Here is a 23,588-nt window from a genome sequence, read left to right as displayed (position 1 = left end):
GGCTCAGAGTAAGCCCAACTGCTCGCTACCGGGGCGCCTGAACAGGTCGGTCCGCAGGGCTGGCTCGGGTTCACGATTCAGCCCGACAGCCCTCGCTTGCCGGTTGAAACGCTGGCGTATGAGGTCGGCATAGGGGCCTGAACCGGTCATTCGCTTGCCGAATTCACTCTGGTAGCTCTTGCCGCCACGCAGGTCCCGCATCCTCGCCATGACATGATCCGCCCGTTGCGGGAAGTGCCTTTGCAGCCAGTCCTGGAAGAGTTCGTCCAGTTCCAGAGGCAGCCTCAGAAGGATCCAGCTTGCCCGTATGGCCCCTGCCGTGGCGGCCGCTTCCAGAATCCGCTCCAGCTCATGGTCGTTCACGAACGGGATGACCGGCCCCATTATTATGCCGGTAGGGACGCCGGCGGCCGACAGCTCCCGCAAGACTTTCAGTCGGGTTGCCGGGGCGGCGGTACGGGGTTCCATGGTGCGTTTCAGGTTGTTGTCGAGGGTGGTCAGGCTGACACGGACAGAGCAAAGCCGCTGGCTTGCAAGCTCTGACAACAGGTCAAGGTCCCGGAGGATAAGGCCACCCTTGGTGATGATGGATACCGGGTGACGGTATTCAAGCAGGACTTCCAGTAGTTGTCGGGTGATACCGCGCTCGCGCTCGACCGGCTGATAGGCGTCCGTGTTCACCCCCAGGGCAATGGTGGCTGGTCGATAGCCCGGCCTGTCCAGCTCTCGCCGCAACTGATCAGCAGCGTTTGGCTTGGCGATAAGGCGGGTTTCAAAGTCCAGGCCCGGTGAAAGGTCCCAGTAGGCGTGGGTCGGACGTGCAAAGCAGTAGATGCACGCATGCTCGCACCCCCGGTAGGGGTTGATGGACTGGTCGAAAGGCACATCCGGTGACCGATTTCGGCTGATGATAGTACGTACCCTCTCGTCCGTGACTTCGGTGGCAACCGAATCCGGGCACAGGGTGTCTTCGGGGGCCTGGTACCAGCCGTCGTCGACCTGGCGATCAGTTGCAATAGGCTGGAACCGGTTGTGAGGGTTCAGGGCCGTGCCGCGAGTCTTCAATGGAGTCACCGATACTGGTTAAATGTACAGTATTGGCTATCATATCACGGGCGCGGGCCATGACAAGCATGGTCAGCGGGCCTGTTGCTGTTTCAGAAACAGCACAATCGCCGGAGGCAGGTGCGCCACGCCGATGGCTGTCAGAAAGGCCGCCGCCCCGCCGCCTTCTTCCGCGCCCATGTAGACGCCGGTAACGGCCCATCCAAAGGCAACGGCAACCAACGCCAACAGGCCATGCCCCAGCCATCGCCGGGGGCTGGCGGTTACCTGGCGTGCCAGTTGCCAATGGGCGTAGGCGACAACGGCAATCGCCACCACCGTCAGAACCAGTGTGAAAACAAGTCGCATGGGCTTCTCCCCCGGGCATCTATCGCATAAGCTGACTGATCTGAAGTCTACTACCAAAAACAATGAAGCCGCGGCAGCCAGGTTCAAGGTGCCCGATCGGATCGGGCCCGGAACCCGGCCCCGGCCATAATCAACAGGATTACCCCCATGTCAGGAGCCAACGTTGTAGCTGGTCTGTCGCTGGACCGTCTTGAAAATATCAGTCGTCACCTGGATGAGCGCTATATCCGTACCGGCAAGTTCCCCGGTGCGGTAACCCTGGTAGCTCGCCGTGGCGAGATTGCCTGGGTGAAGGCGCAGGGTCTTATGGATATCGAACGGAACAAACCGGCCCGGCGGGATACGGTGTTCCGCATCTACTCCATGACCAAGCCGGTCACCTCCGTTGCCATGATGCAGTTGTACGAACAGGGCCGATTCCTGCTGGATGACCCGGTGCACAAGTACATTCCGTCCTGGAAGCATCTGCGGGTCTACGACAACGGCATCTATCCGAATTTCATTACTCGCCCGGCAACGACCACCATGCGGATCCGGGACCTGTTCACCCATATGTCAGGGCTCACCTACGGCTTTCTCTGCAGGAGTAACGTGGATGCCGCCTACCGGGAGCTGAAACTGGATGGCAGCCGGGACCTGACCCTGGACAAGCTGATTGAACAGCTCGCCGAGATGCCCCTGGAGTTCGATCCCGGCACCGCCTGGAACTATTCGGTGGCCACCGATGTGCTGGGTTACCTCGTGCAATTGTTATCCGGGCAGTCACTGGATGACTATTTCCGTGAGCACATTTTTGAACCGCTGGGTATGAGGGATACAGGTTTCCAGGTCCGGGAAGATCAGATGGACCGCTTTGCGGCCTGCTATCTCTACCAGCCGGGTGACCAGATGGCTCTGCAGGATGACCCGGAAACCTCCCGTTATCGGGAGCGTCCGAATTTCCTGGCTGGTGGGGCAGGCCTGGTATCCACCGTGGATGACTATTTCCGGTTTGCCCAGGCGCTTTGCCAGGGGGGTGAGCTGGATGGCCACCGTATCATTGGTCGCAAGACCCTGGAGTTCATGCGCCTGAATCACCTGCCTGGCAACCAGGACTTGCCCGGACTGTCCATCGGGGCATTCAGTGAGACCCCCTATGAAGGTAACGGATTCGGGTTGGGCTTCTCGGTAAAGACCGATGTGGCCAAGTCCCGGACCAACGGTTCGGTGGGGGAGTATGGTTGGGGGGGGCTGGCCAGCACTAACTTCTTCATAGATCCGGTGGAAGAGCTGGTAATGGTTTTCATGACCCAGTTGATTCCGTCGTCTTCCTACCCGATACGAGAAGAGTTACGGGCGATGATCAATGGGGCCCTGGTCTGATTTCAGGTCGCCACATTCCGGCTTCCCTGAAGGGAAGCGAATGTGGGTAGGCTGTTGTGTCGGCTGTTTCAGCCGGCGCGACCAAACATGCGCTCCAGGAAACCGGCTTCTCGTACGTCAGGTACCGGCAGCTGATGCAGTGATTCAGCCGCTTCCCGCCAGAACCGGGTCGGCTCGTCCAGGCCAGCGACCTGTTGCTTTTCTTCCTGGCTGAAGGAGTTATGGTCACCGGCCAGACCGGATTCCAGCACCGCACTGGTCCAGAGGTAGAGGGTGCCGCGGATGGTTCGGATGACGTCGCAGTAAGCGCTCCGGCTGACATTGATCGCCAGTTCGGCGGTCAGGTTGATCTTCTGCTGCAGTTCCCGCAGGTGCTCCGGGGGCAGGGAAATACGGTGCCCATTGCCCTTCTTGCAGTTCATGCAGATTTTTTCGAGCTCTGCCACGCCCTCGTGAAGGTCCAGGTGGCCAAATTGCTCCAGCTGCTGCTTGTCTACTGGAGCGGGAATCCACCCGTACTGCGGAGAGCGGGCTACAATATGTCCGCTGACATCATGACGATAGGCGGGCAGTTCGGTTTCAGGCGCATATCCCTCGAATTCACGGCGCAGCCAGGCGGCCATGGATCGGTGGCGAAGCATCATCGCAAGGGTGATAGCGGAGGGCATGATGTCAGTGAGTGACTCACTGGCATCGAGAAGGCGTTCCTGAAGGTGATCGACAGGTGCTGACATGATTGACGACTCCCATTCCGGATCAATCGCTGTCCGGGATTTTGTTGTTGTTTCTGGGTAATACCTGGGTTTTGTGTAGCCGGCGTGGTCAGTAACCAGCCATTACTATGACATTAGACCCGGAGCGTCCCGGTGTCTGTTCCAAAAAGTAATGAGCGGGTAACAGTTTGTACAGTATATGATCACCTCAGTCGCATTTTCTGGCTTACTCGTGTAGGTGATGTTTTTATTGGGCGTTTAGGACGTCAGGCCGGGGGTCGGGCACCGATATTTTTGAGCAGGCTCGTCACGTCCTCTTCCAGGTATTCCGGGTCGAAACCGGCGACGTCTTGCAGACCATTCCGGTCCAGGAGAGTGATGCCGTCAGGACCAAGTGTGGTAAGCCCTTCCTGCTTTAGCTCGTTCAGGGTGCGGTTTACGTGGACAGTGCTCAGTCCCAGCGCATCGGCCAGCACGACCTGGGTGAGCGGCAAGTGGTTGCAATCGTCCACATCGACACAGGCCTTGTCGAGGCGGTGTGCCATCTCCAGAAGGAAGTGAGCGACCTTCTCCCGGGCTGATCGGCGTCCCAGGTTTATCAGGCGCTCAACGAGGATGGCCTGGTCCCGTGCTGCGATCAGGAAAAACAGGTTGCACAGGAGGCGGGAGGTGGCAAAGACGTCCGTCAGGCGGTGCTTTGGGAAAGGGCACAGGGTGGCATTCGTGGCGGTAAGCAGGTTCGATACCCTGCGGCGGAACGCAAATTCCCGCAGGCCAACGATGTCACCCGGAACATACAGGTCCAGCACCTGCCTGGATCCATCTTCCATTGTCCTGAAGCTGCAGGCCCAGCCACTGCTGACCGTGTAGAAATGCTCCGACTCCGTACCCTGTTGCCAGATTACCGTACCCCGGGTGAACTCCCGGGGTGATTTCTCCAGCGAGTCCAACAACTCCCGGTCCCTCTGGTCGAGTTCGGCATAGTGTTCAAAGTGGCGAATGATACAGCTGCTGGACATGGGGGCTCCTTGTTTCGGGCTAATTTAAACCTGCCTTTTCCATAATTCTGTAGGCTTAGCGTTTCACTCTCTATTACAAACGGTCCATAATTCAACAAAGGACTACCGGTCAGGCACCTGTCATAACCTATGTTATGTCGTCGCTCATGGCAGGGTGTTAGTTTAAGTGGACCAAAATTCATGGTTTGGACAGGTTGTCTTGCCAGAAGAGTGGCCGCGCCACTGTCAGTCTCCGGTTCAGATAGCACCTCCTGTTTTTTGGGTCACAAAAGGTATCCCCGGATACCCCATGACCGTCTTGGAGGAAAGCAATGGGAATTGCACGCAGAAAAACCGGGTTTGAGTCAGTCAAAGGGGTTGTTGCTCCGCTCAATCTGAAACGGGTGTTGAGGGGCATGCCCCGGTGGCAGGAAGCGCGAAGTTTCCGCTTATTCAGCTACTCGGTAATTGTGGCCTCTGCTGTGGTACCAGCACTGGTCTGGAACAGTCTGACAAGCCCCGGTGACAGCTGGCAGGAGCCTGCGCTTCCTGTTTATGGGCCCTTCGTGCTGATCGGGGGGATCCTGGTGCTCGAAGCTGCGCTCATTCTGTGGGTCAAAATGCTCCAGTTCGGCAATGAACGAGTCCGGCGCCACCGTGAGCGCAGGGCCTCAGCATTTTCACCGGCGGCTGACACGACGCTATCGGCATCCGGTGATCTCCGCCCGGGATCTCCCGTTGAGAGCCATCAACGCGACGGGTGTCCGAGCACCAATATTCCCAGGGTTCTCGTGGTGGACGACGACCCCATCAACAGGATGATTCTGCGTAAACAGTTGTTGCGCCTGGATATCGAGCCGGTCAGTGCGGCGGATGGCATGGAAGCACTGGAAACCGTAAGGGAGGGGACCTGGGACCTGGTCCTTATGGATGGCCAGATGCCGCGGCTGGACGGCCCCGAAACCGCCCATGAGATTCGCCTGCGCGAACTGTTACCCCCCGAGGTGCCGATTATCGGAATTTCCACCAACGACACACCGGAATTCCGCGAACGTTGTCTCCGTGCCGGCATGCAGGCCTGCTATCATAAACCCGTACGCCGCTTTGTAATGGAAAAGCTGGTTGATGTTTATATCCATCAGCGCGTGGCTGAAACACCGGACCATATTGCTGGCCGTACCCTGACTTCCGTCTCTGCCTAGTCTTCGGCTGCCTGGAAGTCCCGCAGGTTCAGCAATTGGCCTGGCGGGACAGTATCCGAGTCAGTCTGAAAAGATGCCTGCCAATTAAGCTTTATTCATTCGGCCCCCTCAACGGCGATGAAAATGGCGTGTCATAACCTGTGTTATGTCTGCCACAAACAGCCGGTGTTACGTTGCCCCACATCCCTGATGGTCTCCCGTCACCTGGAGATCATCTGACATTCATCAGGGCATGTGGAGAGTGTAACCATGTTACAGAGAACCGACTTTTACCCGACCCGGGATGATTTCGTACCCGATCTGTTTCCCCGTCAGGAGCCGGTAATACATAGTACCGGTGTCGCCCGCGAACGCGGTCCGCTGGACCGGGAACAACTGGACCGTTTCGAGAGAGACGGCTTCCTCTGGATGGAGGGTTTCTTTCCGGAGCTGGCGGTTTCGCCCTTCCTGGAAGAACTCCGGCATATGGCCACACGGAACGATATCACGGACCTGGAGCAGGTGGTCATGGACAAGGAGCGACAGGAGATTCGCTCAATCTTCGCCATGCATGAGCTGTCTGATGCCTTTGATCGCATGACCCGCGATCCGAGGTTGCTCGACATGGTCCGCCAGCTACTTGGCTCGGAAGTCTATATCCACCAGTCACGGATCAACAGCAAGGCCGGGTTCTGCGGCAACGGGTTCGATTGGCACTCGGATTTTGAAACCTGGCACAGCGAAGATGGTATGCCTGCGATGAGGGCGGTAAGTGCCTCAATAATGCTGACCGAGAACAATGCCTTTAACGGTCCAGTCATGCTGATTCCGGGATCACACCAGCAGTTTGTGCCTTGTGTCGGGCGAACCCCCGACGAGAACTGGGCAAGCTCGCTGAAACACCAGCAGGTCGGCTTGCCATCCCGGGCTGACATCGAGAAACTTGCTGGCAGCGATGGCATCCAGGCCCCCACCGGACCTGCCGGCTCCCTGCTGCTGTTCGAGTGCAACACGCTGCACGCGTCCAATCGCAATATGTCGCCCTGGCCGAGGGCCAACCTGTTCTTTGTCTATAACAGTGTCGAGAACCGCCTGGCCCAGCCCTTTGCTGGTACCCGCCCACGCCCCTGGTACCTGGCGGAACGGGAGAATACCCGCCCGCTGATCGACCGTCGGTCTTAACGGATTGTCACCTCCCGGGGCAGGGGATGGGTTAACCTGAGGGTTCACCCTGAAATGGTCCACCCGCCCCGGAGGCGCATCATGACGGACTGGCTGCTGGCAAACCCGAAAGCCGGCGATGGCGAACGCAATGCTGACTTCTGGCAGGCACACCTCGCTGAGGTTGGGCTGACCGACTTGAGGTTGTGTGACCTTGACGGCCAGGGCTGGGTTGACTTGCTGGCACCGGGAGACCGCGTACTTGCCGCCGGTGGCGACGGCTCCGTTAACGCAGCGGCCCGGATCTGCCGGGATACTGGCGCAACCCTGGCGGTGTTGCCCTCCGGCACCGCCAATGATTTCTTTCGTAACCTCGGCATTGAGAACAGGCCCGAAGCCATTTGCCAGGCGGTGGCCGCTAACCGCAGTCTTGCGGTGGATGTGGCGGAATATGACGGTGGTATCTTCCTTAACGTGGCCCACGTCGGCCTGGGGACCATGCCGGCAAGGGACGCCAATTCCGACGATGAGACCAAGCAACGGTTCGGGCAACTTAGTTATGGACTGTCCCTTGTTCGCCGGGTTTTTTCCAGGCGTGGTTTCCGTGCCACTGTCTACACCGACCAGGGCACGCTATCGGGGCGCTGGCTGACCATAGCCATTGCCAATGGCACGTATTTCGGTGGCGGCAGTGAGGTACCCAATGCCGGTATCACCACAGGGGAACTGGCTGTAGTTGGTGTCAGGACGGCGTCGATACCCAGCCTTGCCATGGCCTTTGTGCTGACCCGCTTGCTGGGCCGGCCACCAAGGGATAACGATACCGTGGTTGAGGTGCAGAGCCCCTGGTGCCGCATCAGTGCCCGCCGCCCCAAGACAGTAACCGTGGATGGAGATGTGGCTGGGTCCACGCCGTTCAACGCAACCTGCCAGCCGGGAAAGCTCAGGGTGGTCGTCGGGGAGGTCAGTAGTTCGAGTAGGTCTCCGGACGCCAACGCGCAAAATGCTCGCTGAGGGACTCCGGCTCCCGTTCGATATCGGTGGCCTGCAGCTCTGCAGTCAGGCGATGGTCACGGAGCTCCTGTACCAGCAGGTCGAACCCGTCTTCCGGTCGGGGGCGCTGGTTGGCCCGGGGCTGGTTGTCCTTGCGCAGTACCGGAAAGGTTTCCGCCAGCGCCCCGGCGACTTTCAGTAACTGAACCTTATGCGAGCCGTGGTGTAACCAGGCGGTTTCACGGAGCTGTTTCCAGTCAGTGGTGGCGCTGTCGTGAAGCCGGTAGATGATGCCAGTGTTCGCCAGGGTGTCGACTGGTACTACCAGAAGCCGGGCAGTGGGAATACGGCGCTGATCAAACAGGCTGCCACTGCCATACCGGGGTTTTACGGTGAGACCGAGTTCGGGGAACGCCAGGTTCAAATGTTCCATCTGGGCGAGGAAGAAGGCGCCAATACCGGTTTCGATAAACAGGTGGCCCCGCAACGGTTCCTGGTCGAGGAAACGGATGTCTCCGGTTTCCCGGTAGCACTGCCTGCCCAGCATGGGAATCATTTCCCGAACCAGGGCGCTGCGCAGCGCCAGCGGGTGCTCTTTCAGGCGTGGGCTCAGGTCGATGGCGCGGGGGTGGTGGGTCTGGTCGCAGGTGCGCAGCCTCGCCAGGGCCTGGCCGGTATTGCCATAGCGGACGGTAAAGCGGTCTCCGGGGCGCAATGCCTGGTTGAAATAGCGCTCGTTGCACAGATCGAACAGTGCCTTGAGGTCATTGCAGGCGATGGGGTCGGCGCCGAGAGGCATAGCCGTCGTCCTCCGTAGGTCGAGACTGGCTTCCGCTGAGTATAGTGAAGTGTAGTTAATCTTCAGTGGAGGCGCCGTAACAGGGCGTAACGCTTTGTGTCGGCAGGCGCCGGTCGGGTGTCTGTGGGAGGGTCTTCAGGAGCAAATATGCATGCGACGATGCGGATAGCTGAAGGCGCACCGGGGGGCGGTGCGCCTCTGGGCCGTATTACAGGTAGGCTTTCAGCACTTCCTTGGCGATGGCGTTGCGGTGGACCTCATCGGGGCCATCCGCGGTGCGCAGATGACGGGCATAGACCCACATGTCCGCCAGCGGGAAGTCCTCAGTGTAGCCGGCGGCACCGTGAGCCTGGATAGACCAGTCGATGACCCTGAGGGCCATGGCCGGTGCTGCGACCTTGATCATGGCGATCTGCTGCTTCGCCACCTTGTTGCCCACGAGGTCCATCATCTGCGCAGCCTGCAACACCATCAGGCGGGTCTGATCGATGTCGATTCGGCAATCTGCAATGCGTTCACGCCAGACGCCCTGGTCAGACAGCTTCTTGTGGAAGGCTTCCCGGGAGACCAGGCGCTGACACATGATTTCGAAGGCCCTTTCGGCCTGTCCGATGACGCGCATACAGTGATGGATCCGGCCTGGTCCCAGGCGCCCCTGGGCAATTTCGAAGCCGCGGCCTTCACCCAGGATCAGGTTGCTGGCCGGTACCCGGACGTTGTCGAACAGGATCTCCGGATGGCCCTTGGGGGCGTGATAGTAACCGTAGACCGGCATATCCCGGACGATGGTTACCCCCGGGGTGTCCTTGGGGACGATGATCATCGACTGTTGCTTGTGGCGGTCGGCGTTGTCCGGGTCGGACTTGCCCATCACGATAAAGAACCTGGTTTCCTCGCCACAGCCGCCAGTGATAAACCATTTGCGACCGTTAACGACGTACTCGTCACCGTCCCGCTGGATACGGGTTTCAATATTGGTGGCGTCGCTGGAGGCCACGGCGGGCTCCGTCATGGCAAAGGAAGAGCGGATCTTGCCGTCCAGCAGTGGCTGCAGCCAGGTGGCTTTCTGTTCATCACTGCCGTAACGGGCCAGTACTTCCATATTGCCGGTGTCTGGCGCGGCGCAGTTGAAGACTTCGGAAGACCAAAGCACCCTGCCCATGATTTCCGCCAGCGGAGCATACTCCAGGTTGGTCAGGCCAGGGCCGTATTCTTCTTCCGGCAGGAAAAGGTTCCACAGGCCCTGGGCCCGTGCCTTTTCTTTCAGCTCGTCAACGATGGGTACCTTTGCATAGGCATGGCCCCGTTCGCGGTTCTCCTCTTTCTGCTGTTGGTACAGCGCCTCGTTCGGGTAGATGTGCTCTTCCATAAACGCCGTTAACTGTTTGCGCAGGGATTCGACCTTGTCGGAATACTGAAAATCCATTGATGCCTCCGGGCAGTGGATGTTGGTTGAGTGCTGACCACTATGAAAGCGGACAATGGATCAATCAACTGAATTGTTCTGATAGATCAGTATTAGTTTCGTTAATGAAGTGAGGCTGTGTGGGGTTTTCCGGGCGCCGGGGTGGCAAGGAAGGCGCTCCTTCGACCATACTGAGGGAACATCAAACCCTGAACAGATCTGAGGCGAAGCATGACTAACGAAGAACTGCAAAAGCTGAAAGAACGGTATGTGGCCGCCGGTGCTGCCAGCCCGAACGAACAGTTTGCGGATCACGCCCGCAACGCCGAACTGTGGGATGCCAACGGTAAACGCATGATCGATTTTGCCGGTGGTATCGGTGTACTCAATATTGGCCATCGTCATCCCAAAGTGGTTGAAGCGGTCAAGGCCCAGTTGGACAAGCTGATGCACACCTGCCAGACCGTCATGCCCTATGAGGGCTATGTCCGCGTGGCCGAGAAGCTCAGCCAGGTGGCACCGGTTCGCGGTCACTCCAAGGTGATGCTGGCAAACTCCGGTGCGGAAGCCCTGGAAAATGCGGTCAAGATCGCCCGGGCGGCGACCGGCAAGAATAACGTGGTCTGTTTTGATGGTGGTTACCATGGCCGCACCTTCATGACCATGGCCATGAACGGCAAGGTACAGCCCTATGCCACCGACTTTGGCGTGATGCCCGGCATGGTCTTCCGGGCGCCTTTCCCGGTGCCGTACCACGGGGTTTCCGAGGACGAGGCCATCCGAGGCCTGAAAATGGCCCTTAAAACCGATGCCAATCCAAAAGACACTGCTGCTATTGTCATCGAGCCAGTTCTGGGTGAGGGCGGTTTCTATCCGGCCCCGGCCAGCTTCCTGAAGAAGATCCGGGAAATCTGCGACGAGCACGGCATGCTGATGATCGTGGACGAAGTGCAGAGCGGATTCGGGCGCACAGGCAAGCTGTTTGCCATTGAGCACAGCGGTGTAGAGCCGGATATTATCACCATGGCCAAGAGCATGGCGGACGGTATGCCCATCTCTGCCATTGTTGGCACTGACAAGGTGATGGATGCCTCCGGCCCCAACTCCCTCGGTGGCACCTACACTGGCAGCCCCACCGCCTGCGCAGCTGCCCTCGCCGTCATGGAAGTCTTCGAGGAAGAGGACATCCTCGGCAAGAGCCAGGCGCTGGGCGATAAGCTGGGCAAGCGATTTGCCCAATGGCAGGAGAAGTTCGGCCATGTGGACAATGTGCGTAACCTGGGGGCCATGGCCGCTATCGAGCTGGTGACGGACAAGCAGGGCTGCGAACCCCGCGCCGACCTGGCGGCCAAGGTAACCGCCTACGCCAAGGAGCACGGCCTGATCCTGCTCAGCTGTGGCATGTATGGCAACACCATCCGTTTCCTGATGCCTGTGACTATTGAAGATGAGGTGCTGGAGGAAGGTCTTCAGATTGTTGAGGATGCCCTGGCAAGCCTGGCCTGAGGTCCGGCGTACCCGGCACTACCTAAACAGTGAGCTTTTCATTCAGGCAGCTGAGGTACTTCGTGGCGGTGTCAGAGATCGGCTCGGTCTCTGGCGCTGCCCGGGACCTTGCCGTTTCCCAGTCAACGATAACCGAAGCGATCAAAGAGCTGGAAAGTGACCTTGGCGTTGTCCTGCTGGAGCGGCATGCGCGGGGCATGGGGCTGACCCACAAGGGGCATGCCTTCCTTCGCCATGCCAACCGGATTCTGGCCGAGGTGAGCTATGCACGGGGGGTGTTCGCAGAACAGGAGCAGGTGACCGGCACCCTCAATATTGGCGTGACCTCTATTGTGGCCGGCTATGCCTTGCCAGATTTGCTGGCACGTTACCGGCGTGCGTTCAGCGCCACCGGAGTACAGGTAGTAGAGGATGCGCCGGAGTATCTCGAGCACTATCTGCTTAACGGCGAGCTGGATGTCGCAATCCTTATCCTGTCGGCGCTCGAGGAACGGACAGCCCTCAATACGGCGGTTATGGAAACCTCTCCTTTCCGGGCCTGGTTGCCGATGGGGCATCGCCTGGCGAACGGGCCTGAAATTGACCGGGACGTGCTCCTGGAAGATCGCTTTATACTCTTGAATACCGACGAAATCCGCCTGGCAACCGCCGATCTCTGGCATCGCGCTCGCCGCCAACCTCGCATGGCCATGCGTACCTCGTCAGTAGAAGCGGTGAGAAGCCTGGTGGCGACTGGCGCCGGTGTGTCGGTGCTTCCTGACCTTGTTTACCGGCCCTGGTCGCTGGAAGGCGACCGAATCGCTGGCGTCAAGTTGGCATCGCCGTTGCCGCCGGTAGAGGTTGGGCTTGCCTGGCGCCGCGGTGCCAAGCCATCGGACGCCGCGCGGGCCTTTATTGACCTGGCCCTGGAAGAGCCCGTCTCCCGCCATCGTTGATTTCCGGACCTGGTCGTTGCAGGTGTTCGGAAAAATCGAAAGTTTAACTCCCTTGACTGTTCCCTCTCATAAGCCTCCGTAGTTTTACCTATAAATATCGGAAAAATTGATATCTGTTTTCTGATTTTATTTATGGCGATACCTGTGTTGGTTTCTATACTCGAATTGGTAGCCGTCACTCATGTCGTCACAGAAGACATGGTGAGCCCCATAAAACGCGGGAGAAACATCATGAACAAGTTAATGTCGTCGATGCTGACGACCACGTTTTTTCGTTGCAACGGTTGCTTCTGCAGCCGATATGAAAGAGTCGGTTGGTCAGGGTGAAGGTGCGGTGGATATCGTCGCCTGGCCCGGTTACATCGAGCGTGGTGAGACCGACAAGAACTACGACTGGGTCACGGGCTTCGAGAAAGCGACGGGCTGCGAGGTGCGCGTAAAAACAGCGAATACCTCGGATGAAATGGTTGCGCTGATGAACGAGGGTGGTTTTGACCTGGTAACGGCGTCCGGTGATGCGTCGCTGAGGATCATCTACGGTGACCGCGTGCAGCCCATCAACACTGACCTGATCCCGAGCTGGGACACCGTGGATGACCGGCTCAAGGAGGCTCCCTGGCATACGGTCGATGGCGTTCATTACGGCGTGCCCTACCAGTGGGGCGCAAACGTCCTGATGTACAACACCGAAGTATTCGGGGATCAGCCGCCTACAAGCTGGAAGGTTGTATTCGAGGAAATGACCCTGCCGGACGGCAAGTCGAACAAGGGTCGCGTGCAGGCCTTTGATGGGCCGATCTACATTGCGGATGCCGCGCTCTATCTCAAGAAACATCAGCCCGAACTGGGCATCGAGGACCCCTACGAACTGACCCAGGACCAATACTCCGCTGCCCTGGACCTGCTGCGGCAGCAACGCCAGATCGTTGGTCGTTACTGGCATGACGCCTTTGTCCAGATCGATGACTTTACCAACGAGGGCGTGGTTGCATCATCAGCCTGGCCCTTCCAGGCAAACATCCTCAAGGCCCAGGGCGAGCCAGTGGCAACACTGATTCCGGAGGAGGGCGCGACCGGTTGGGCGGATACCACCATGATGCACGTGGATGCCCCGCACCCGAACTGTGCCTATAAATGGATGGAGCATTCACTGAACACCAAGCTGCAGGGTGACCTGGCTTCCTGGTTTGGGTCGGTGCCGGTGGTACTGGCTGCCTGTGAAGATAATGAGTTGCTGGGTGAGAACGGTTGCCAGACCAACGGCCTGGATAACTTCGAAAAGATCAGCTTCTGGCGCACTCCGGTGTCCGCCTGCGGTGACGGCAAACAATGCGTTCCCTATTACCGCTGGGTAACGGACTACATCGCCATTCTGGGCGGTCGCTAAGGCGGGTGTGAGGCGTTTCGCCCCGCCATAGGCGCGGGGCGAAGTACGACAGGAGGCTCCATGGCAACGACGGTTCGGGAAACCATGTACGACACTGAAGGAAGTCAGGTGAACGAGGCAGCCGGTCAGAAAACCTCAGCCGTTGAACTGGCTGGCATCAGTCGGCACTTCGGCAAGGTCAAAGCGGTCGACAGTGTGGATCTGAGTATCCCCGAAGGTGAATTTTTCGGCATGCTTGGCCCTTCCGGCTCCGGCAAGACCACCTGCCTGAGGCTGATTGCGGGGTTTGAGCAACCGACAGCCGGCCATCTGAAGATCTTCGGCCAAACGGTTGACGGGGTGCCTCCCTATCGCCGTGCGGTTAACACCGTCTTCCAGGATTACGCACTGTTCCCGCATATGAATGTGATTGATAACGTGGCCTATGCCCTGACCGTTCGCGGTGTCGGACGCAAGGAAAGGCATCAACAGGCCATGGAAATGCTGGAGTTGGTGCGACTGGAAGAATTCGCCAGGCGACAACCGGCCCAGTTATCCGGGGGGCAGCGTCAGCGGGTTGCCCTGGCCCGGGCCCTGGTTGGAAAGCCGAGGGTTCTGTTACTGGACGAGCCTTTGGGCGCCCTTGACCTGAAACTTCGGGAGCAGATGCAGGTTGAACTCAAGACACTGCAACGTGAGCTGGGTATCACATTTGTATTTGTCACCCACGATCAGGGCGAGGCCCTCTCCATGAGCGACCGGGTGGCGGTTTTCAGCGAAGGTCGCGTGGTGCAGGTCGGTACTCCGGAAGATATCTATGAGCGGCCCGAGCACCGTTTTGTCGCTGATTTTGTTGGCTCCTCCAATATCCTGGAGCCGGCGTTCTGCCAACGTATAGGTGCTCCGGAGGGCTTGTGGAGCCTGCGGCCTGAGAAGATTCAACTCACGGACCAGTCGGTAACCCGGGAGAACAACGTACTCACGGTGTCCGCCGAGGTCAGCCACATGCAGTATCAGGGAGCGGTGCGTCGCTGCGTGCTCTCCGTTGCCGGACACTCCCTTTCGCTGTCTGTGCCGTCAAATGTTGAAAGCCTCGTCGTCGGGCAAACGGTTTATGCCCGGTGGAACCTCGATGACATGCACAGGATGGTATCGTGATGGCGCAGCGCGGTGTCCTCATGAACCAGCCTGCCGACGGCATCCTCGGACGGGTGTCCGACCTGTTTTTCCGCAAGCCGGGACTGTTGCTGCTGATCCTGTTGGGGCCACCCCTTATCTGGATTGGTGTGGTCTATGTTGGCTCGCTGGTGGCTTTGCTGGTGCAAAGCTTCTACTCGATTGATGAGTTTTCCGGTCGTATTGTCCGGGAGTTTACGCTGAAGACCTATGCCGAACTGCTGCGCCCCTCCAATCTGGATATCGTGCTGCGTACGGTCCTGATGGCCGCCTCAGTAACCGTTGTATCGGCCCTGATTGCTTTCCCTATCGCCTATTACGCGGCCCGGTTTGCCCGGGGCTGGGTCAAGGGGTTGTTTTTTATCGCGGTAATGCTCCCGCTCTGGTCCAGCTACCTGGTCCGGGTGTACGCCTGGAAACTGATTCTGGCCAACGAAGGTGTCCTGAACTGGACGGTGGAGAAAGTGGGCCTGACGCCGCTGGTGGACGCGCTGCTATCGATGCCGGTTATCGGTGGTCCCTCCCTGTCTTTCAGCTATATCGGAACGTTCCTGGTGTTTGTCTACCTCTGGTTGCCGTTCATGATCCTGCCAATCCAGGCCGCCCTGGAAAGGGTCCCGGCTTCAATGCTGGAGGCGTCCGGTGACCTGGGCGCACGTCCTGGTCAAACCTTCCGCAAAGTCATCTTCCCGCTGGCCCTGCCCGGCATCGTGGCCGGCTCAATCTTTACGTTTTCACTGACGCTGGGTGACTACATCGCGCCGCAAATTGTCGGTTCTTCCCGGCTGTTCATCGGCCAGGCGGTCTACATGCATCAAGGCACAGCGGGCAATCTGCCGATGGCCGCGGCGTTTTCAATGGTGCCGATTGTGGTGATGGCGATCTATCTGTGGATTGCGAAAAGGATGGGGGCTTTCAATGCGCTTTAAAAGAACACGGTCCGGTGCTTCGCTGAAGCTGAAAATTGGTGCCGTAGCGGGCCTCTTGTTCCTGCATCTGCCGTTGTTGCTGATATTTCTCTACGCCTTTACCACCGAGGAAAAGAGTTACCAGTTTCCGCCGCCAGACTACACGCTGAAATGGTTTGGCGTGGTCTGGGAGCGGCAGGACATCTGGGACGCCTTTGGGCTTTCCCTCAGAATCGCGCTGATCGCAACGGGTGCGGCCATTGTCCTCGGGACCCTGGCTGCGGCGGCGGTGGCCCGGACCCGTTTCTTTGGCCGGGAAGCCGTATCGCTTCTGATCATCCTGCCCATTGCGTTGCCCGGTGTGGTGACCGGTATTGCGTTGCGGTCCGCGTTCGACATCGCCGACATCCCGTTTTCCTTCTGGACCATAGTGCTGGGGCATGCCACGTTTTGTGTGGTGGTCGTCTATAACAATGCCGTTGCACGGTTAAGGCGCACGTCACCTTCTCTGCTGGAGGCCTCCCTGGACCTGGGGGCCAACGGCTTCCAGACGTTCCGCTATGTCTTACTTCCGAACCTGGCGACCGCCTTGCTGGCGGGCGGGATGCTGGCCTTTGCCCTGTCCTTTGACGAGGTCATCGTTACCACGTTCACCGCGGGGCAACAGACGACCCTGCCCATATGGATGCTCAGTGAGCTCGTTCGTCCCAGGCAGCGACCGGTGACCAATGTGGTGGCCGTATTCGTGGTGATTATCACCTTCCTGCCCATTCTCATGGCTTACTACTTCACCCGCGGTGGCGAGGCCACTGCAGGTCATGGCAAGTAGAAACCGCCAAGGCAATCACGGAGATTTCCCATGTCCCAGACAAGTAATGAAAAAAGTACCCAGGCCCTGTATACCCGGTTGCTGATAGGTGGAGACCTGGTGGCGGGCAGGGGCCCGGAAGAGCCCATTCTGAATCCGCGTACTGCCGAGAAAATTATCGGGCTGTCCGAAGCATCGGACGACCAGGTCAACCAGGCCGTTGCGGCTGCCCGGAGGGCTTTTCCGCGCTGGTCCCGAACCACGCCGGGTGAACGTTCGTTACTGCTGCTGAGGCTGGCGGATCGAATTGAGCAACAGGCCGAGACATTTGCCGGGCTGGAGGCGCTCAACTGCGGTAAACCCTTTCACATTGTTCTGGCGGAGGAGATTCCCGCGGTGGTGGACTGTCTGCGATATTTCGCAGGTGCCGCCAGGTGTCTGCAGGGCAGTGCCGCCGGTGAGTACATGGAGGGACATACTTCCATGGTGCGACGGGACCCGGTGGGCGTCATAGGCTCCATCGCACCGTGGAATTACCCGTTGATGATGGCCGCGTGGAAAATCAGCCCGGCCCTGGCCGCCGGCAATACGGTGGTGATCAAGCCTTCCGAACAGACGCCACTGACCAGTTTGTTGCTGGCGGAAGTCGCAGCCGAGGTCCTGCCCGCGGGGGTTCTTAACGTCATCACTGGCCGCGGAGAAAGTGTGGGCACATCACTGGTCAACCACCCGGACGTCGACATGGTCTCCCTGACCGGCGACATCGCGACGGGCAAGAAGATTCTCACCAGTGCGGCCAAGGGGGTCAAACGGACGCACCTGGAACTGGGTGGCAAGGCACCGGTCATTGTCTACGACGATGCGGACCTGGATGAGGTTGTTGAGGGTATCCGAACGTTTGGCTATTTCAACGCTGGCCAGGATTGCACGGCCGCGTGTCGAATCTATGCCGGGGCGGGTATTCATGACCGATTGGTGGAAAAGCTGGCGGATGCTGTGTCGTCCATACGATACAACCAGAACGATGATGATGAAAACGAAATTCCCCCGCTCATTTCAGAGCGTCAGCGGGACCGGGTGGCCAGCTTTGTGGCACGTGCCGCGGAGCAACCCCACATTGATGTGGCTGTAGGTGGTCGCAAGCCTTCAGGGAGTGGTTTTTACTACGAGCCAACATTGATAACCGGCGCCCTTCAGGAGGATGAGATTGTTCGCCGGGAGGTGTTTGGCCCGGTGGTCTCAGTGACCCGTTTCAGTGATGACGATGACGTTGTTGCATGGGCGAATCAGTCAGAGTACGGGTTATCTTCGTCGGTGTGGACCCGTGACGTCAGCCGGGCCATGGATGTTTCGGCACGCCTGCAGTATGGCTGTACCTGGGTAAATTGCCATTTCATGCTGGTCAATGAGATGCCCCATGGGGGCATGAAGCAGTCCGGTTATGGTAAGGATATGTCTATGTATTCCCTGGAAGATTACACCGTGGTGAGACACGTGATGATCAAGCATGGCTGAGCGCTGGCCAGGTCTCTGAACGGTGGATTTATCGATGAACTCGGGTATTCTCATAGGTTCTGATTCATTCCGAACGCTTAGAGAGTGCTGAGTTTATGTCCGATACATCCCGGGAGGCGGTGTTTGTCCGCGACGGAGATCTGTTCGTACCCTCCGAACTGGGCCGCGGCCCCTGGAGTCCCGATGCGCTCCACGGTGGAGCGCCTGCGGCCCTTTTGGCTGGCTATGCCGAAGAGATGGTCGGTGACCCGGAGATGCTGCTCGCCCGCCTGACCATGGAGCTGGTGCGTCCGGTGCCACTAGCGCCCCTGACAGTCACAGCAACCATGGGTAAGGGGCGCTCGGTGCGACGGGTGGAGCTGACCCTGTCTCACAGCGAGACCGTAGTCGCACGGGCAGTAGCGCTTTTCCTGAAGGGGGAAGACCAGGGTATTGAGCCAAGGCTGGAAGGCCATCCATTGTCGGGGCCGGAGCGTTGCCACGAACCTTTCCTGGTGCCCGGTATGGAGCAGGTCACTTCATTTCACTATACCGCCATGGATATCCGGGTGGCCCATGGGCAGACTGTGGGGCCAGGGCCGGCAGCGGCCTGGTTCCGCCTCAAGTACCCGGTCGTAGCTGGCGAAACCGTTTCGCCGGCCATGAGTGCGGTGGCCGCGGCCGACTTTGGTAACGGCCTGAGCTGGATCCTGCCCATTGAGGAGTTCACCTTCGTGAACACGGACCTGACGGTTTATCTGAATCGCCATCCCCGGAGCGAGTGGGTGGCGCTGGACAGCCGGATGACCGTTGAATCCAATGGTATTGGCCTGGTCCGCTCCGATCTCTATGACGAGCAGGGGTTGATTGGGGTGGCGCAGCAGAACCTGTTCGTTCGGGCGCGTAACCGGTGACCCGCACAGGCGGTCCACACCTTTCCGGACCCTGTCCAAACTGTCACTGAAACTGACGCTTCCGACCTTGTTCCGGCCAGTAGGCCGTGGCATAAACAGGGCTCTGATTCACTGGCGGGGCAAGGTCATGCAGAGATTTGAAGGTTTATACGTGGCGACACGTACGGCAAGGCTATACCGGACCATGTTGGTCATGGTGACCCTGCTTGTCTATGGGATGGGCTCACTGGCCCATGCCTCCTCTTCGGCGGAAACCGTTGTTCGCCTTTCCCCTCTGGGAACCATTGCCGAGCAATCCCGGGGGATGATCAAGGCGGGAATCCGTGATGGCCTGATAGCGACCGGACAAGTAGAGCCACTGGTAGCGGAAACCATCGCCGGGTTCGGCAGCAGTGCATTCGATACCCGTCGCATACGGGCCCGGCTGGTCAACGATCTGAACACGGACCTGAACGACCGACAGTTGCAGACGGTGGAGCGCTGGTACGAGTCGGACCTGGGGCAGCGCCTGTCACTGGCGGAAACGGAAGCCGCTATGCCGCCGGCCTGGGAGGCTATGGCAACGGCAGCGCCTGGCCTGCGCAAGCAGTTTGACGGTACCCGGCGTCAGCAGTTGTTTGACCGCTACGATCAGGCAGTGGGTGCCAGCCAGCGTGCGGTGGAAACGGCCCTGGCGGTCCAGCTTCACCTGGCGGAGGCCCTGGCCGCCCTCAGCGAGGGAGACACCGCGGAGTCTGTGAAGGAGCAGGTTCTGGCGAACCGGCCCATGATCGAGCGCCAGGTCGGCGAGCAGGTCTACCTGGCTTATCTTTACATGTACCAGGCATTCTCTGACCAGGAACTGGCAGAATACGTCGGCTTTCTCGAGTCACCTGAAGGCCGGGCTTTTACCGGGAGTGCCAGTAAATCCATCCATGCCGCTATCATTGAGCCGGTTTCCACGGTGGGGAATCAGTTGGTCAGACTGCTGGGGCCCGGGGGCGAATGACGCTACTGAAAGCCGCGTGTCGGTGGGTGGCCTTGCTGTTTCTGGCGGGGCTCCTGCTGATATCCCTGACACTCCTGCTCTTTCGTTACATTAACCCGCCAACCACGGCATTCATTCTTACCTGGCAGATTGAAAACCGCACCGGCGTTGAGCAGGAATGGGTGCCCCTGGAAGACATTTCTCCCTGGATGCCGCTGGCGGTTATTGCCAGTGAGGATCAGCGGTTTCTGGAGCACTGGGGCCTGGACCTGGATGCGATTGCCACGGCCGTCGACGCATTCCGGGAGGGGGATAGCCTGAGGGGAGCCAGCACGATTACACAGCAGACAGCCAAGAACCTGTTTCTGTGGAGTGGTCGAAGTTATTTCCGTAAAGGCTTGGAGGCCGCCCTGGCACTCGGGCTCGAGGGCTTGTGGAGCAAGCGGCGGATTATGGAAGTTTACCTCAATGTGGCAGAGTTCGGGCCGGGGATCTATGGGGTGGAAGCGGCCAGCCGGGCTCATTTCGGGATCAAGGCCTCACAGTTGACTGCGGAGCAGGCCGCCAGGCTTGCCGCAGTGCTTCCGAACCCTCGTGTCTACAATGCTGCTGCACCATCCGACTATATCTGGCGGCGTGTGTCCTGGATTCGTGCTCAGATGGGACAATTGGGGGGGCGGGACCTGGTCCGGCGGTTTTACTGAGAACGACCTCGACGAGCGCCGGTTGGTTCCTCCCGATCGTTCAGTACTTCTTTCTCGAAATGCCCGAGTACCGCGATCGTAATCAACGCAAAGGCCGACAGCAATCCAGCTAACGACAGGTTACCGATACCACTGGCCACACCGACGGCTCCTGCGATCCAGATGGAGGCACCAGTGGTGATGCCCTGCACGCTGCCCCGGGCCTGGATAATGCATCCGGCGCCCAGAAAACCGATGCCGCCAATCACGCCTTCCACGATGCGAGTCGGATCGATACGGGCCGAAGGGTCGCCGGTCGCGGTGGCGAAGAGTATATGCATACCCACCATGACAAACGCGGCTGCCCCCATGGCGACAAGCATGTGAGAGCGTAGCCCCGCTGGCTTGCCCCTGAGCTCCCGTTCGAGCCCCAGCAGGAACCCGAAGCCGGTAGCCACCGACAAGCGGATCAGCATGTCCATGAAAGGCAGTTCAGATGACTCCATGAACCCCTCCAGGTTGGCGCGCTAAAAACGGCCCGACGTCCGGAGACTGTCGGGCCAGAAGTACCTGAGTCAATCATAGTCGCCCTGCGGAATAGCTGCACGTCGAAAGCCCTGAGGGCGGAGCATGCCTTGGCCGGTGACGCCGCCTCGTGCCGCAGAGAGTCTGCACCTGGCTTCCTGCCAGGTGCCGGATGGTCGGTCAGAATGTGTAACGGAGACCAACGCGAGCGGTGTCAAACTCGGGACCGTCGTTGGTCACCTGGCCGTTGAAGTCATCCTCGTCGATATCCACGTTGTAGCGGTTGTACTCCGCAAATGCAGTGAGTGAATGGGTCATCATGAAGTCGACGCCGGCGCCGACAAACGGACTGACCTCGTCATAGGTCTCGTCTTCATCGAAGGCGCTGACTTCCATGTCCGAGGCGAAGGCACCCACCTTGCCATAGATACCAAAGGCCTCGGTGAGGGGCAGGCGGCCCTTGGCTGACAGTGAGAGGCCCTTGAGGTCAGAGCGCACTTCGTCATCACCGAACTTGCCGAAGTCGATGTAGTCCGCCTCCAGGGCGAAGAAAGGATTAAACTGGTAACCGGCGGATACGCCGTACAGATCGCGGTCATCATCGAACTCGCCGCCGTGGGCCTTGTAACCACCATAGCTACCGCTGATAAAGAAGCCGGAATTATCCCGCTCACCAGCGCCCTGGGCCATGGCAACTGGCGTGGCAACCGCAGCAGCGGTAAAAAGAGTCAAACAGGCAACACTGGACTTGATGCGCATAACACAGACCTCCTGGGTCATCTGTTGAATTCATGCTTCCGTTGCGTGTCGGTGTGCTCGACATCACATTATCCAGCGTAAATGAAAATCGGTAGCATCCAAGTTAAAACCTGAATACGCTTTGGTAATGAGGCTTTAATTTGTAGCCTGTTGAATCTGCGTTACTTTCAGCTCCCTGTTCAGCGGCGGTTCATCAACTCGATGGCATCGCCGATGGCCCGCGCCTCCGCTTCCAGTACGCTGGAAAGCAAGGCGTTCCCCTGACGGCGGGCGACGGTCAGTTGCCGCTGTTTGTTCTCGTGGAGGCGCTGGAGCAGGTCAGCCTGCTGCCTGGCAAGTCCCTGGTTCATGATGGTTCTCCGGTCGAACGTCGGTTTCCTTTACAGAACCCGTATCAACGGGGCCTCAGTGAGAGAAAACAGCATATTCCGCGCCATGACATCAAACATGCGCCAGTGATGGGCAGCTCGCTGTTTTACAGCCGTCTGGATGATCTAAAGAGAGACTGGGGGAGCCACCTGGTACCCTGAAGGCGACGATAAAGGGGGTATACTGACCCTGTGCGTCACAAAGGAGGCAATCGGTGCCGGACCTGTTTTCTGACCTGGACAACAACCCGGAATCCCTGGGCCCGGGTACATGGCTGTTCCGCGGTTATGCCCTGGACGTCGCGGATGAACTGCTGCAGGCCATTGGCCGTGTCGCCGAACAGTCACCGTTCCGGCGCATGAAAACCCCCGGAGGTCGTCAGATGTCGGCGGCGATGACCGGCTGCGGCGCCCGTAACTGGGTCACCGATCGTCAGGGCTATCGGTATAGTGAGCTGGATCCTGAGACAGGGCGCCCCTGGCCGACCATGCCGCCCCTGTTAACCCAGCTGGCAGGGGATGCAGCTGCCAGGGCTGGTTACCCGGGGTTCGAGCCGGATGTCTGTCTGGTTAATTGCTATCAACCGGGCGCCCGAATGGGGCTGCACCAGGATCGGGACGAACAGGATTTTCGCTGGCCTGTGGTGTCGGTATCGCTTGGGCTGCCAGCGGTATTTCTGTGGGGAGAATTGCGTCGTAGGGGTTCGCCGGCGAGGCTTCTCCTCGAACACGGGGATGTGCTGGTATGGGGTGGGGAAGACCGCCTCCGATACCATGGTATTGCGCCGGTCGCACATGGCCGGTGTGAGGCCACCGGCCATGTGCGTTACAACCTGACTTTCCGCAGGGCGTGTTAATCAGTTGCGGCTGGTCACTTCCAGCAGATGGTAGCCAAACTGTGTTTTAACCGGGCCGATGACAGTGTTCAGGTCGCTGTTGAAAACCGCCTTGTCAAACTCCGGTACCATCTGGCCAGGGCCGAAGGATCCAAGGTCACCGCCGTTGCGGCCTGACGGGCAACGGGAGTGCTCCCTGGCAACATCCGCAAAGTCCTGACCGTTCTCGATGGCCTGTTTGAGTTCTTCGCACTTCGCTTCTGTTTCTACCAGAATGTGGCGAGCTGTAGCCTGGGTCATGTTCAGTATCCCTGTTCC

Annotated in this window: 24 protein-coding genes and 1 pseudogene; 15 read left to right on the top strand and 10 right to left on the bottom strand. The window is 59.0% G+C overall.

Translation table 11 applies throughout. From position 1 onward, the window contains the following. Positions 1-3: 3 nt before the first annotated feature. Together LJ360_RS14950 and LJ360_RS14945 are read right to left on the bottom strand one after the other, a co-directional pair. The gene (locus LJ360_RS14950) at positions 4-1,065 is read right to left on the bottom strand and encodes a PA0069 family radical SAM protein (RefSeq protein ID WP_091849869.1); all 1,062 of its coding nucleotides are present in this window, start codon (positions 1,063-1,065) and stop codon (positions 4-6) included. Positions 1,066-1,137: 72 nt separating this feature from the next. Continuing rightward, a complete protein-coding gene (locus LJ360_RS14945) occupies positions 1,138-1,413 on the bottom strand; it encodes a hypothetical protein (RefSeq protein ID WP_091849867.1) in 276 nt (91 codons plus the stop codon). A 147-nt stretch (positions 1,414-1,560) separates the two neighbouring features. Between LJ360_RS14945 and LJ360_RS14940 the strand changes: the two genes are divergently transcribed. After that, positions 1,561-2,775, top strand: a complete 1,215-nt coding sequence (locus tag LJ360_RS14940; protein ID WP_091849865.1) for a serine hydrolase domain-containing protein — start codon at positions 1,561-1,563, stop codon at positions 2,773-2,775. Between the two features lie 68 nt (positions 2,776-2,843). Here LJ360_RS14940 and LJ360_RS14935 read toward each other — a convergent pair whose 3' ends face one another. Together LJ360_RS14935 and LJ360_RS14930 are read right to left on the bottom strand one after the other, a co-directional pair. Continuing rightward, entirely contained in the window at positions 2,844-3,509 is a 666-nt protein-coding gene (locus LJ360_RS14935) for a hypothetical protein (RefSeq protein WP_091849863.1), read from the bottom strand. Positions 3,510-3,754: 245 nt separating this feature from the next. Beyond that, entirely contained in the window at positions 3,755-4,507 is a 753-nt protein-coding gene (locus tag LJ360_RS14930; protein ID WP_091849861.1) for a Crp/Fnr family transcriptional regulator, read from the bottom strand. Positions 4,508-4,818: 311 nt separating this feature from the next. Here LJ360_RS14930 and LJ360_RS14925 point away from each other — a divergent pair, with 311 nt between their 5' ends. From LJ360_RS14925 to LJ360_RS14915, 3 genes are all read left to right on the top strand, one after another. Further along, positions 4,819-5,688, top strand: a complete 870-nt coding sequence (locus LJ360_RS14925; protein ID WP_091849859.1) for a response regulator — start codon at positions 4,819-4,821, stop codon at positions 5,686-5,688. A gap of 249 nt (positions 5,689-5,937) precedes the next feature. Further along, complete coding sequence (gene thpD, locus LJ360_RS14920) at positions 5,938-6,849, top strand: ectoine hydroxylase (protein ID WP_091849857.1); 912 nt, start codon at positions 5,938-5,940, stop codon at positions 6,847-6,849. Between the two features lie 81 nt (positions 6,850-6,930). After that, positions 6,931-7,842 carry a diacylglycerol/lipid kinase family protein gene (locus LJ360_RS14915; protein ID WP_091849855.1) on the top strand — a complete coding sequence of 304 codons (912 nt, stop codon included), beginning with the start codon at positions 6,931-6,933 and terminating at the stop codon, positions 7,840-7,842. Here LJ360_RS14915 and LJ360_RS14910 read toward each other — a convergent pair. Together LJ360_RS14910 and LJ360_RS14905 are read right to left on the bottom strand one after the other, a co-directional pair. Next, a complete protein-coding gene (locus LJ360_RS14910; RefSeq protein ID WP_091849853.1) occupies positions 7,793-8,620 on the bottom strand; it encodes a hypothetical protein in 828 nt (275 codons plus the stop codon). The two genes, LJ360_RS14915 and LJ360_RS14910, sit on opposite strands and share 50 nt — an antisense overlap. Before the next feature lie 208 nt (positions 8,621-8,828). Beyond that, the gene (locus LJ360_RS14905) at positions 8,829-10,046 is read right to left on the bottom strand and encodes an acyl-CoA dehydrogenase family protein (protein WP_091849851.1); all 1,218 of its coding nucleotides are present in this window, start codon (positions 10,044-10,046) and stop codon (positions 8,829-8,831) included. 210 nt (positions 10,047-10,256) lie between these two features. Between LJ360_RS14905 and gabT the strand changes: the two genes are divergently transcribed. From gabT to mtgA, 10 genes and pseudogenes are all read left to right on the top strand, one after another. Then, positions 10,257-11,531, top strand: coding sequence for a 4-aminobutyrate--2-oxoglutarate transaminase (gabT, locus tag LJ360_RS14900; protein ID WP_091849849.1), 1,275 nt, complete (start codon positions 10,257-10,259; stop codon positions 11,529-11,531). 62 nt (positions 11,532-11,593) lie between these two features. Then, on the top strand, positions 11,594-12,466 hold the full coding sequence (locus LJ360_RS14895) for a LysR family transcriptional regulator (protein WP_218144788.1): 873 nt from the start codon (positions 11,594-11,596) through the stop codon (positions 12,464-12,466). A gap of 313 nt (positions 12,467-12,779) precedes the next feature. Beyond that, positions 12,780-13,853 (top strand): annotated as a pseudogene (locus tag LJ360_RS14890) (ABC transporter substrate-binding protein); the annotation flags it as partial. Between the two features lie 84 nt (positions 13,854-13,937). After that, on the top strand, positions 13,938-14,990 hold the full coding sequence (locus tag LJ360_RS14885; protein ID WP_091850189.1) for an ABC transporter ATP-binding protein: 1,053 nt from the start codon (positions 13,938-13,940) through the stop codon (positions 14,988-14,990). A gap of 20 nt (positions 14,991-15,010) precedes the next feature. Continuing rightward, positions 15,011-15,937 carry an ABC transporter permease gene (locus tag LJ360_RS14880; protein WP_218144787.1) on the top strand — a complete coding sequence of 309 codons (927 nt, stop codon included), beginning with the start codon at positions 15,011-15,013 and terminating at the stop codon, positions 15,935-15,937. Continuing rightward, positions 15,927-16,745, top strand: coding sequence for an ABC transporter permease (locus LJ360_RS14875; RefSeq protein ID WP_091849841.1), 819 nt, complete (start codon positions 15,927-15,929; stop codon positions 16,743-16,745). The genes LJ360_RS14880 and LJ360_RS14875 overlap by 11 nt, the downstream gene beginning before the upstream one ends. 30 nt (positions 16,746-16,775) lie before the next feature. Next, positions 16,776-18,239, top strand: coding sequence for a gamma-aminobutyraldehyde dehydrogenase (locus tag LJ360_RS14870; RefSeq protein ID WP_218144786.1), 1,464 nt, complete (start codon positions 16,776-16,778; stop codon positions 18,237-18,239). A gap of 95 nt (positions 18,240-18,334) precedes the next feature. Further along, complete coding sequence (locus LJ360_RS14865; RefSeq protein ID WP_091849839.1) at positions 18,335-19,132, top strand: thioesterase family protein; 798 nt, start codon at positions 18,335-18,337, stop codon at positions 19,130-19,132. Between the two features lie 127 nt (positions 19,133-19,259). Beyond that, positions 19,260-20,120, top strand: a complete 861-nt coding sequence (locus tag LJ360_RS14860) for a DUF2059 domain-containing protein (protein WP_143066576.1) — start codon at positions 19,260-19,262, stop codon at positions 20,118-20,120. Continuing rightward, on the top strand, positions 20,117-20,803 hold the full coding sequence (gene mtgA / locus LJ360_RS14855; protein WP_091849835.1) for a monofunctional biosynthetic peptidoglycan transglycosylase: 687 nt from the start codon (positions 20,117-20,119) through the stop codon (positions 20,801-20,803). The genes LJ360_RS14860 and mtgA overlap by 4 nt, the downstream gene beginning before the upstream one ends. On the opposite strand, the gene LJ360_RS14850 is transcribed toward mtgA, so the two are convergent. The 3 genes from LJ360_RS14850 to LJ360_RS14840 all read right to left on the bottom strand — a co-directional run bounded on the left by LJ360_RS14850 (position 20,797) and on the right by LJ360_RS14840 (position 22,416). Next, the gene (locus LJ360_RS14850; RefSeq protein ID WP_264994418.1) at positions 20,797-21,288 is read right to left on the bottom strand and encodes an MgtC/SapB family protein; all 492 of its coding nucleotides are present in this window, start codon (positions 21,286-21,288) and stop codon (positions 20,797-20,799) included. The genes mtgA and LJ360_RS14850 overlap by 7 nt on opposite strands. 199 nt (positions 21,289-21,487) lie before the next feature. Continuing rightward, the gene (locus LJ360_RS14845) at positions 21,488-22,066 is read right to left on the bottom strand and encodes an outer membrane beta-barrel protein (protein ID WP_091849831.1); all 579 of its coding nucleotides are present in this window, start codon (positions 22,064-22,066) and stop codon (positions 21,488-21,490) included. 179 nt (positions 22,067-22,245) lie between these two features. Continuing rightward, positions 22,246-22,416 carry a hypothetical protein gene (locus tag LJ360_RS14840; protein WP_177186019.1) on the bottom strand — a complete coding sequence of 57 codons (171 nt, stop codon included), beginning with the start codon at positions 22,414-22,416 and terminating at the stop codon, positions 22,246-22,248. A gap of 233 nt (positions 22,417-22,649) precedes the next feature. Between LJ360_RS14840 and alkB the strand changes: the two genes are divergently transcribed. Continuing rightward, positions 22,650-23,291, top strand: coding sequence for a DNA oxidative demethylase AlkB (gene alkB / locus LJ360_RS14835; RefSeq protein ID WP_091849829.1), 642 nt, complete (start codon positions 22,650-22,652; stop codon positions 23,289-23,291). Here alkB and LJ360_RS14830 read toward each other — a convergent pair whose 3' ends face one another. Further along, positions 23,292-23,570: a peptidylprolyl isomerase gene (locus tag LJ360_RS14830; protein WP_091849827.1), complete on the bottom strand. Its 279-nt coding sequence runs from the start codon at positions 23,568-23,570 to the stop codon at positions 23,292-23,294. Positions 23,571-23,588 lie beyond the last annotated feature (18 nt).

The sequence above is a fragment of the Marinobacter sp. AN1 genome (assembly GCF_026013985.1).
In the GTDB taxonomy this organism is placed as follows: domain Bacteria; phylum Pseudomonadota; class Gammaproteobacteria; order Pseudomonadales; family Oleiphilaceae; genus Marinobacter; species Marinobacter segnicrescens.
Note: the sequence above shows the minus strand (reverse complement) of the source record. Positions and strands in the feature narration are given on the sequence as shown.

What these genes read in the sequence shown, in the direction of transcription:
- LJ360_RS14945 (WP_091849867.1), bottom strand. Translation starts at nt 1,413, where the DNA reads ATGCGACTTGTTTTCACACTGGTTCTGACGGTGGTGGCGATTGCCGTT.
- LJ360_RS14940 (WP_091849865.1), top strand. Translation starts at nt 1,561, where the DNA reads ATGTCAGGAGCCAACGTTGTAGCTGGTCTGTCGCTGGACCGTCTTGAA.
- LJ360_RS14935 (WP_091849863.1), bottom strand. Translation starts at nt 3,509, where the DNA reads ATGTCAGCACCTGTCGATCACCTTCAGGAACGCCTTCTCGATGCCAGT.
- LJ360_RS14930 (WP_091849861.1), bottom strand. Translation starts at nt 4,507, where the DNA reads ATGTCCAGCAGCTGTATCATTCGCCACTTTGAACACTATGCCGAACTC.
- LJ360_RS14925 (WP_091849859.1), top strand. Translation starts at nt 4,819, where the DNA reads ATGGGAATTGCACGCAGAAAAACCGGGTTTGAGTCAGTCAAAGGGGTT.
- thpD (WP_091849857.1), top strand. Translation starts at nt 5,938, where the DNA reads ATGTTACAGAGAACCGACTTTTACCCGACCCGGGATGATTTCGTACCC.
- LJ360_RS14915 (WP_091849855.1), top strand. Translation starts at nt 6,931, where the DNA reads ATGACGGACTGGCTGCTGGCAAACCCGAAAGCCGGCGATGGCGAACGC.
- LJ360_RS14910 (WP_091849853.1), bottom strand. Translation starts at nt 8,620, where the DNA reads ATGCCTCTCGGCGCCGACCCCATCGCCTGCAATGACCTCAAGGCACTG.
- LJ360_RS14905 (WP_091849851.1), bottom strand. Translation starts at nt 10,046, where the DNA reads ATGGATTTTCAGTATTCCGACAAGGTCGAATCCCTGCGCAAACAGTTA.
- gabT (WP_091849849.1), top strand. Translation starts at nt 10,257, where the DNA reads ATGACTAACGAAGAACTGCAAAAGCTGAAAGAACGGTATGTGGCCGCC.
- LJ360_RS14885 (WP_091850189.1), top strand. Translation starts at nt 13,938, where the DNA reads ATGTACGACACTGAAGGAAGTCAGGTGAACGAGGCAGCCGGTCAGAAA.
- LJ360_RS14880 (WP_218144787.1), top strand. Translation starts at nt 15,011, where the DNA reads ATGAACCAGCCTGCCGACGGCATCCTCGGACGGGTGTCCGACCTGTTT.
- LJ360_RS14875 (WP_091849841.1), top strand. Translation starts at nt 15,927, where the DNA reads ATGCGCTTTAAAAGAACACGGTCCGGTGCTTCGCTGAAGCTGAAAATT.
- LJ360_RS14870 (WP_218144786.1), top strand. Translation starts at nt 16,776, where the DNA reads ATGTCCCAGACAAGTAATGAAAAAAGTACCCAGGCCCTGTATACCCGG.
- LJ360_RS14865 (WP_091849839.1), top strand. Translation starts at nt 18,335, where the DNA reads ATGTCCGATACATCCCGGGAGGCGGTGTTTGTCCGCGACGGAGATCTG.
- LJ360_RS14860 (WP_143066576.1), top strand. Translation starts at nt 19,260, where the DNA reads ATGCAGAGATTTGAAGGTTTATACGTGGCGACACGTACGGCAAGGCTA.
- mtgA (WP_091849835.1), top strand. Translation starts at nt 20,117, where the DNA reads ATGACGCTACTGAAAGCCGCGTGTCGGTGGGTGGCCTTGCTGTTTCTG.
- LJ360_RS14850 (WP_264994418.1), bottom strand. Translation starts at nt 21,288, where the DNA reads ATGGAGTCATCTGAACTGCCTTTCATGGACATGCTGATCCGCTTGTCG.
- LJ360_RS14845 (WP_091849831.1), bottom strand. Translation starts at nt 22,066, where the DNA reads ATGCGCATCAAGTCCAGTGTTGCCTGTTTGACTCTTTTTACCGCTGCT.
- LJ360_RS14840 (WP_177186019.1), bottom strand. Translation starts at nt 22,416, where the DNA reads ATGAACCAGGGACTTGCCAGGCAGCAGGCTGACCTGCTCCAGCGCCTC.
- LJ360_RS14830 (WP_091849827.1), bottom strand. Translation starts at nt 23,570, where the DNA reads ATGACCCAGGCTACAGCTCGCCACATTCTGGTAGAAACAGAAGCGAAG.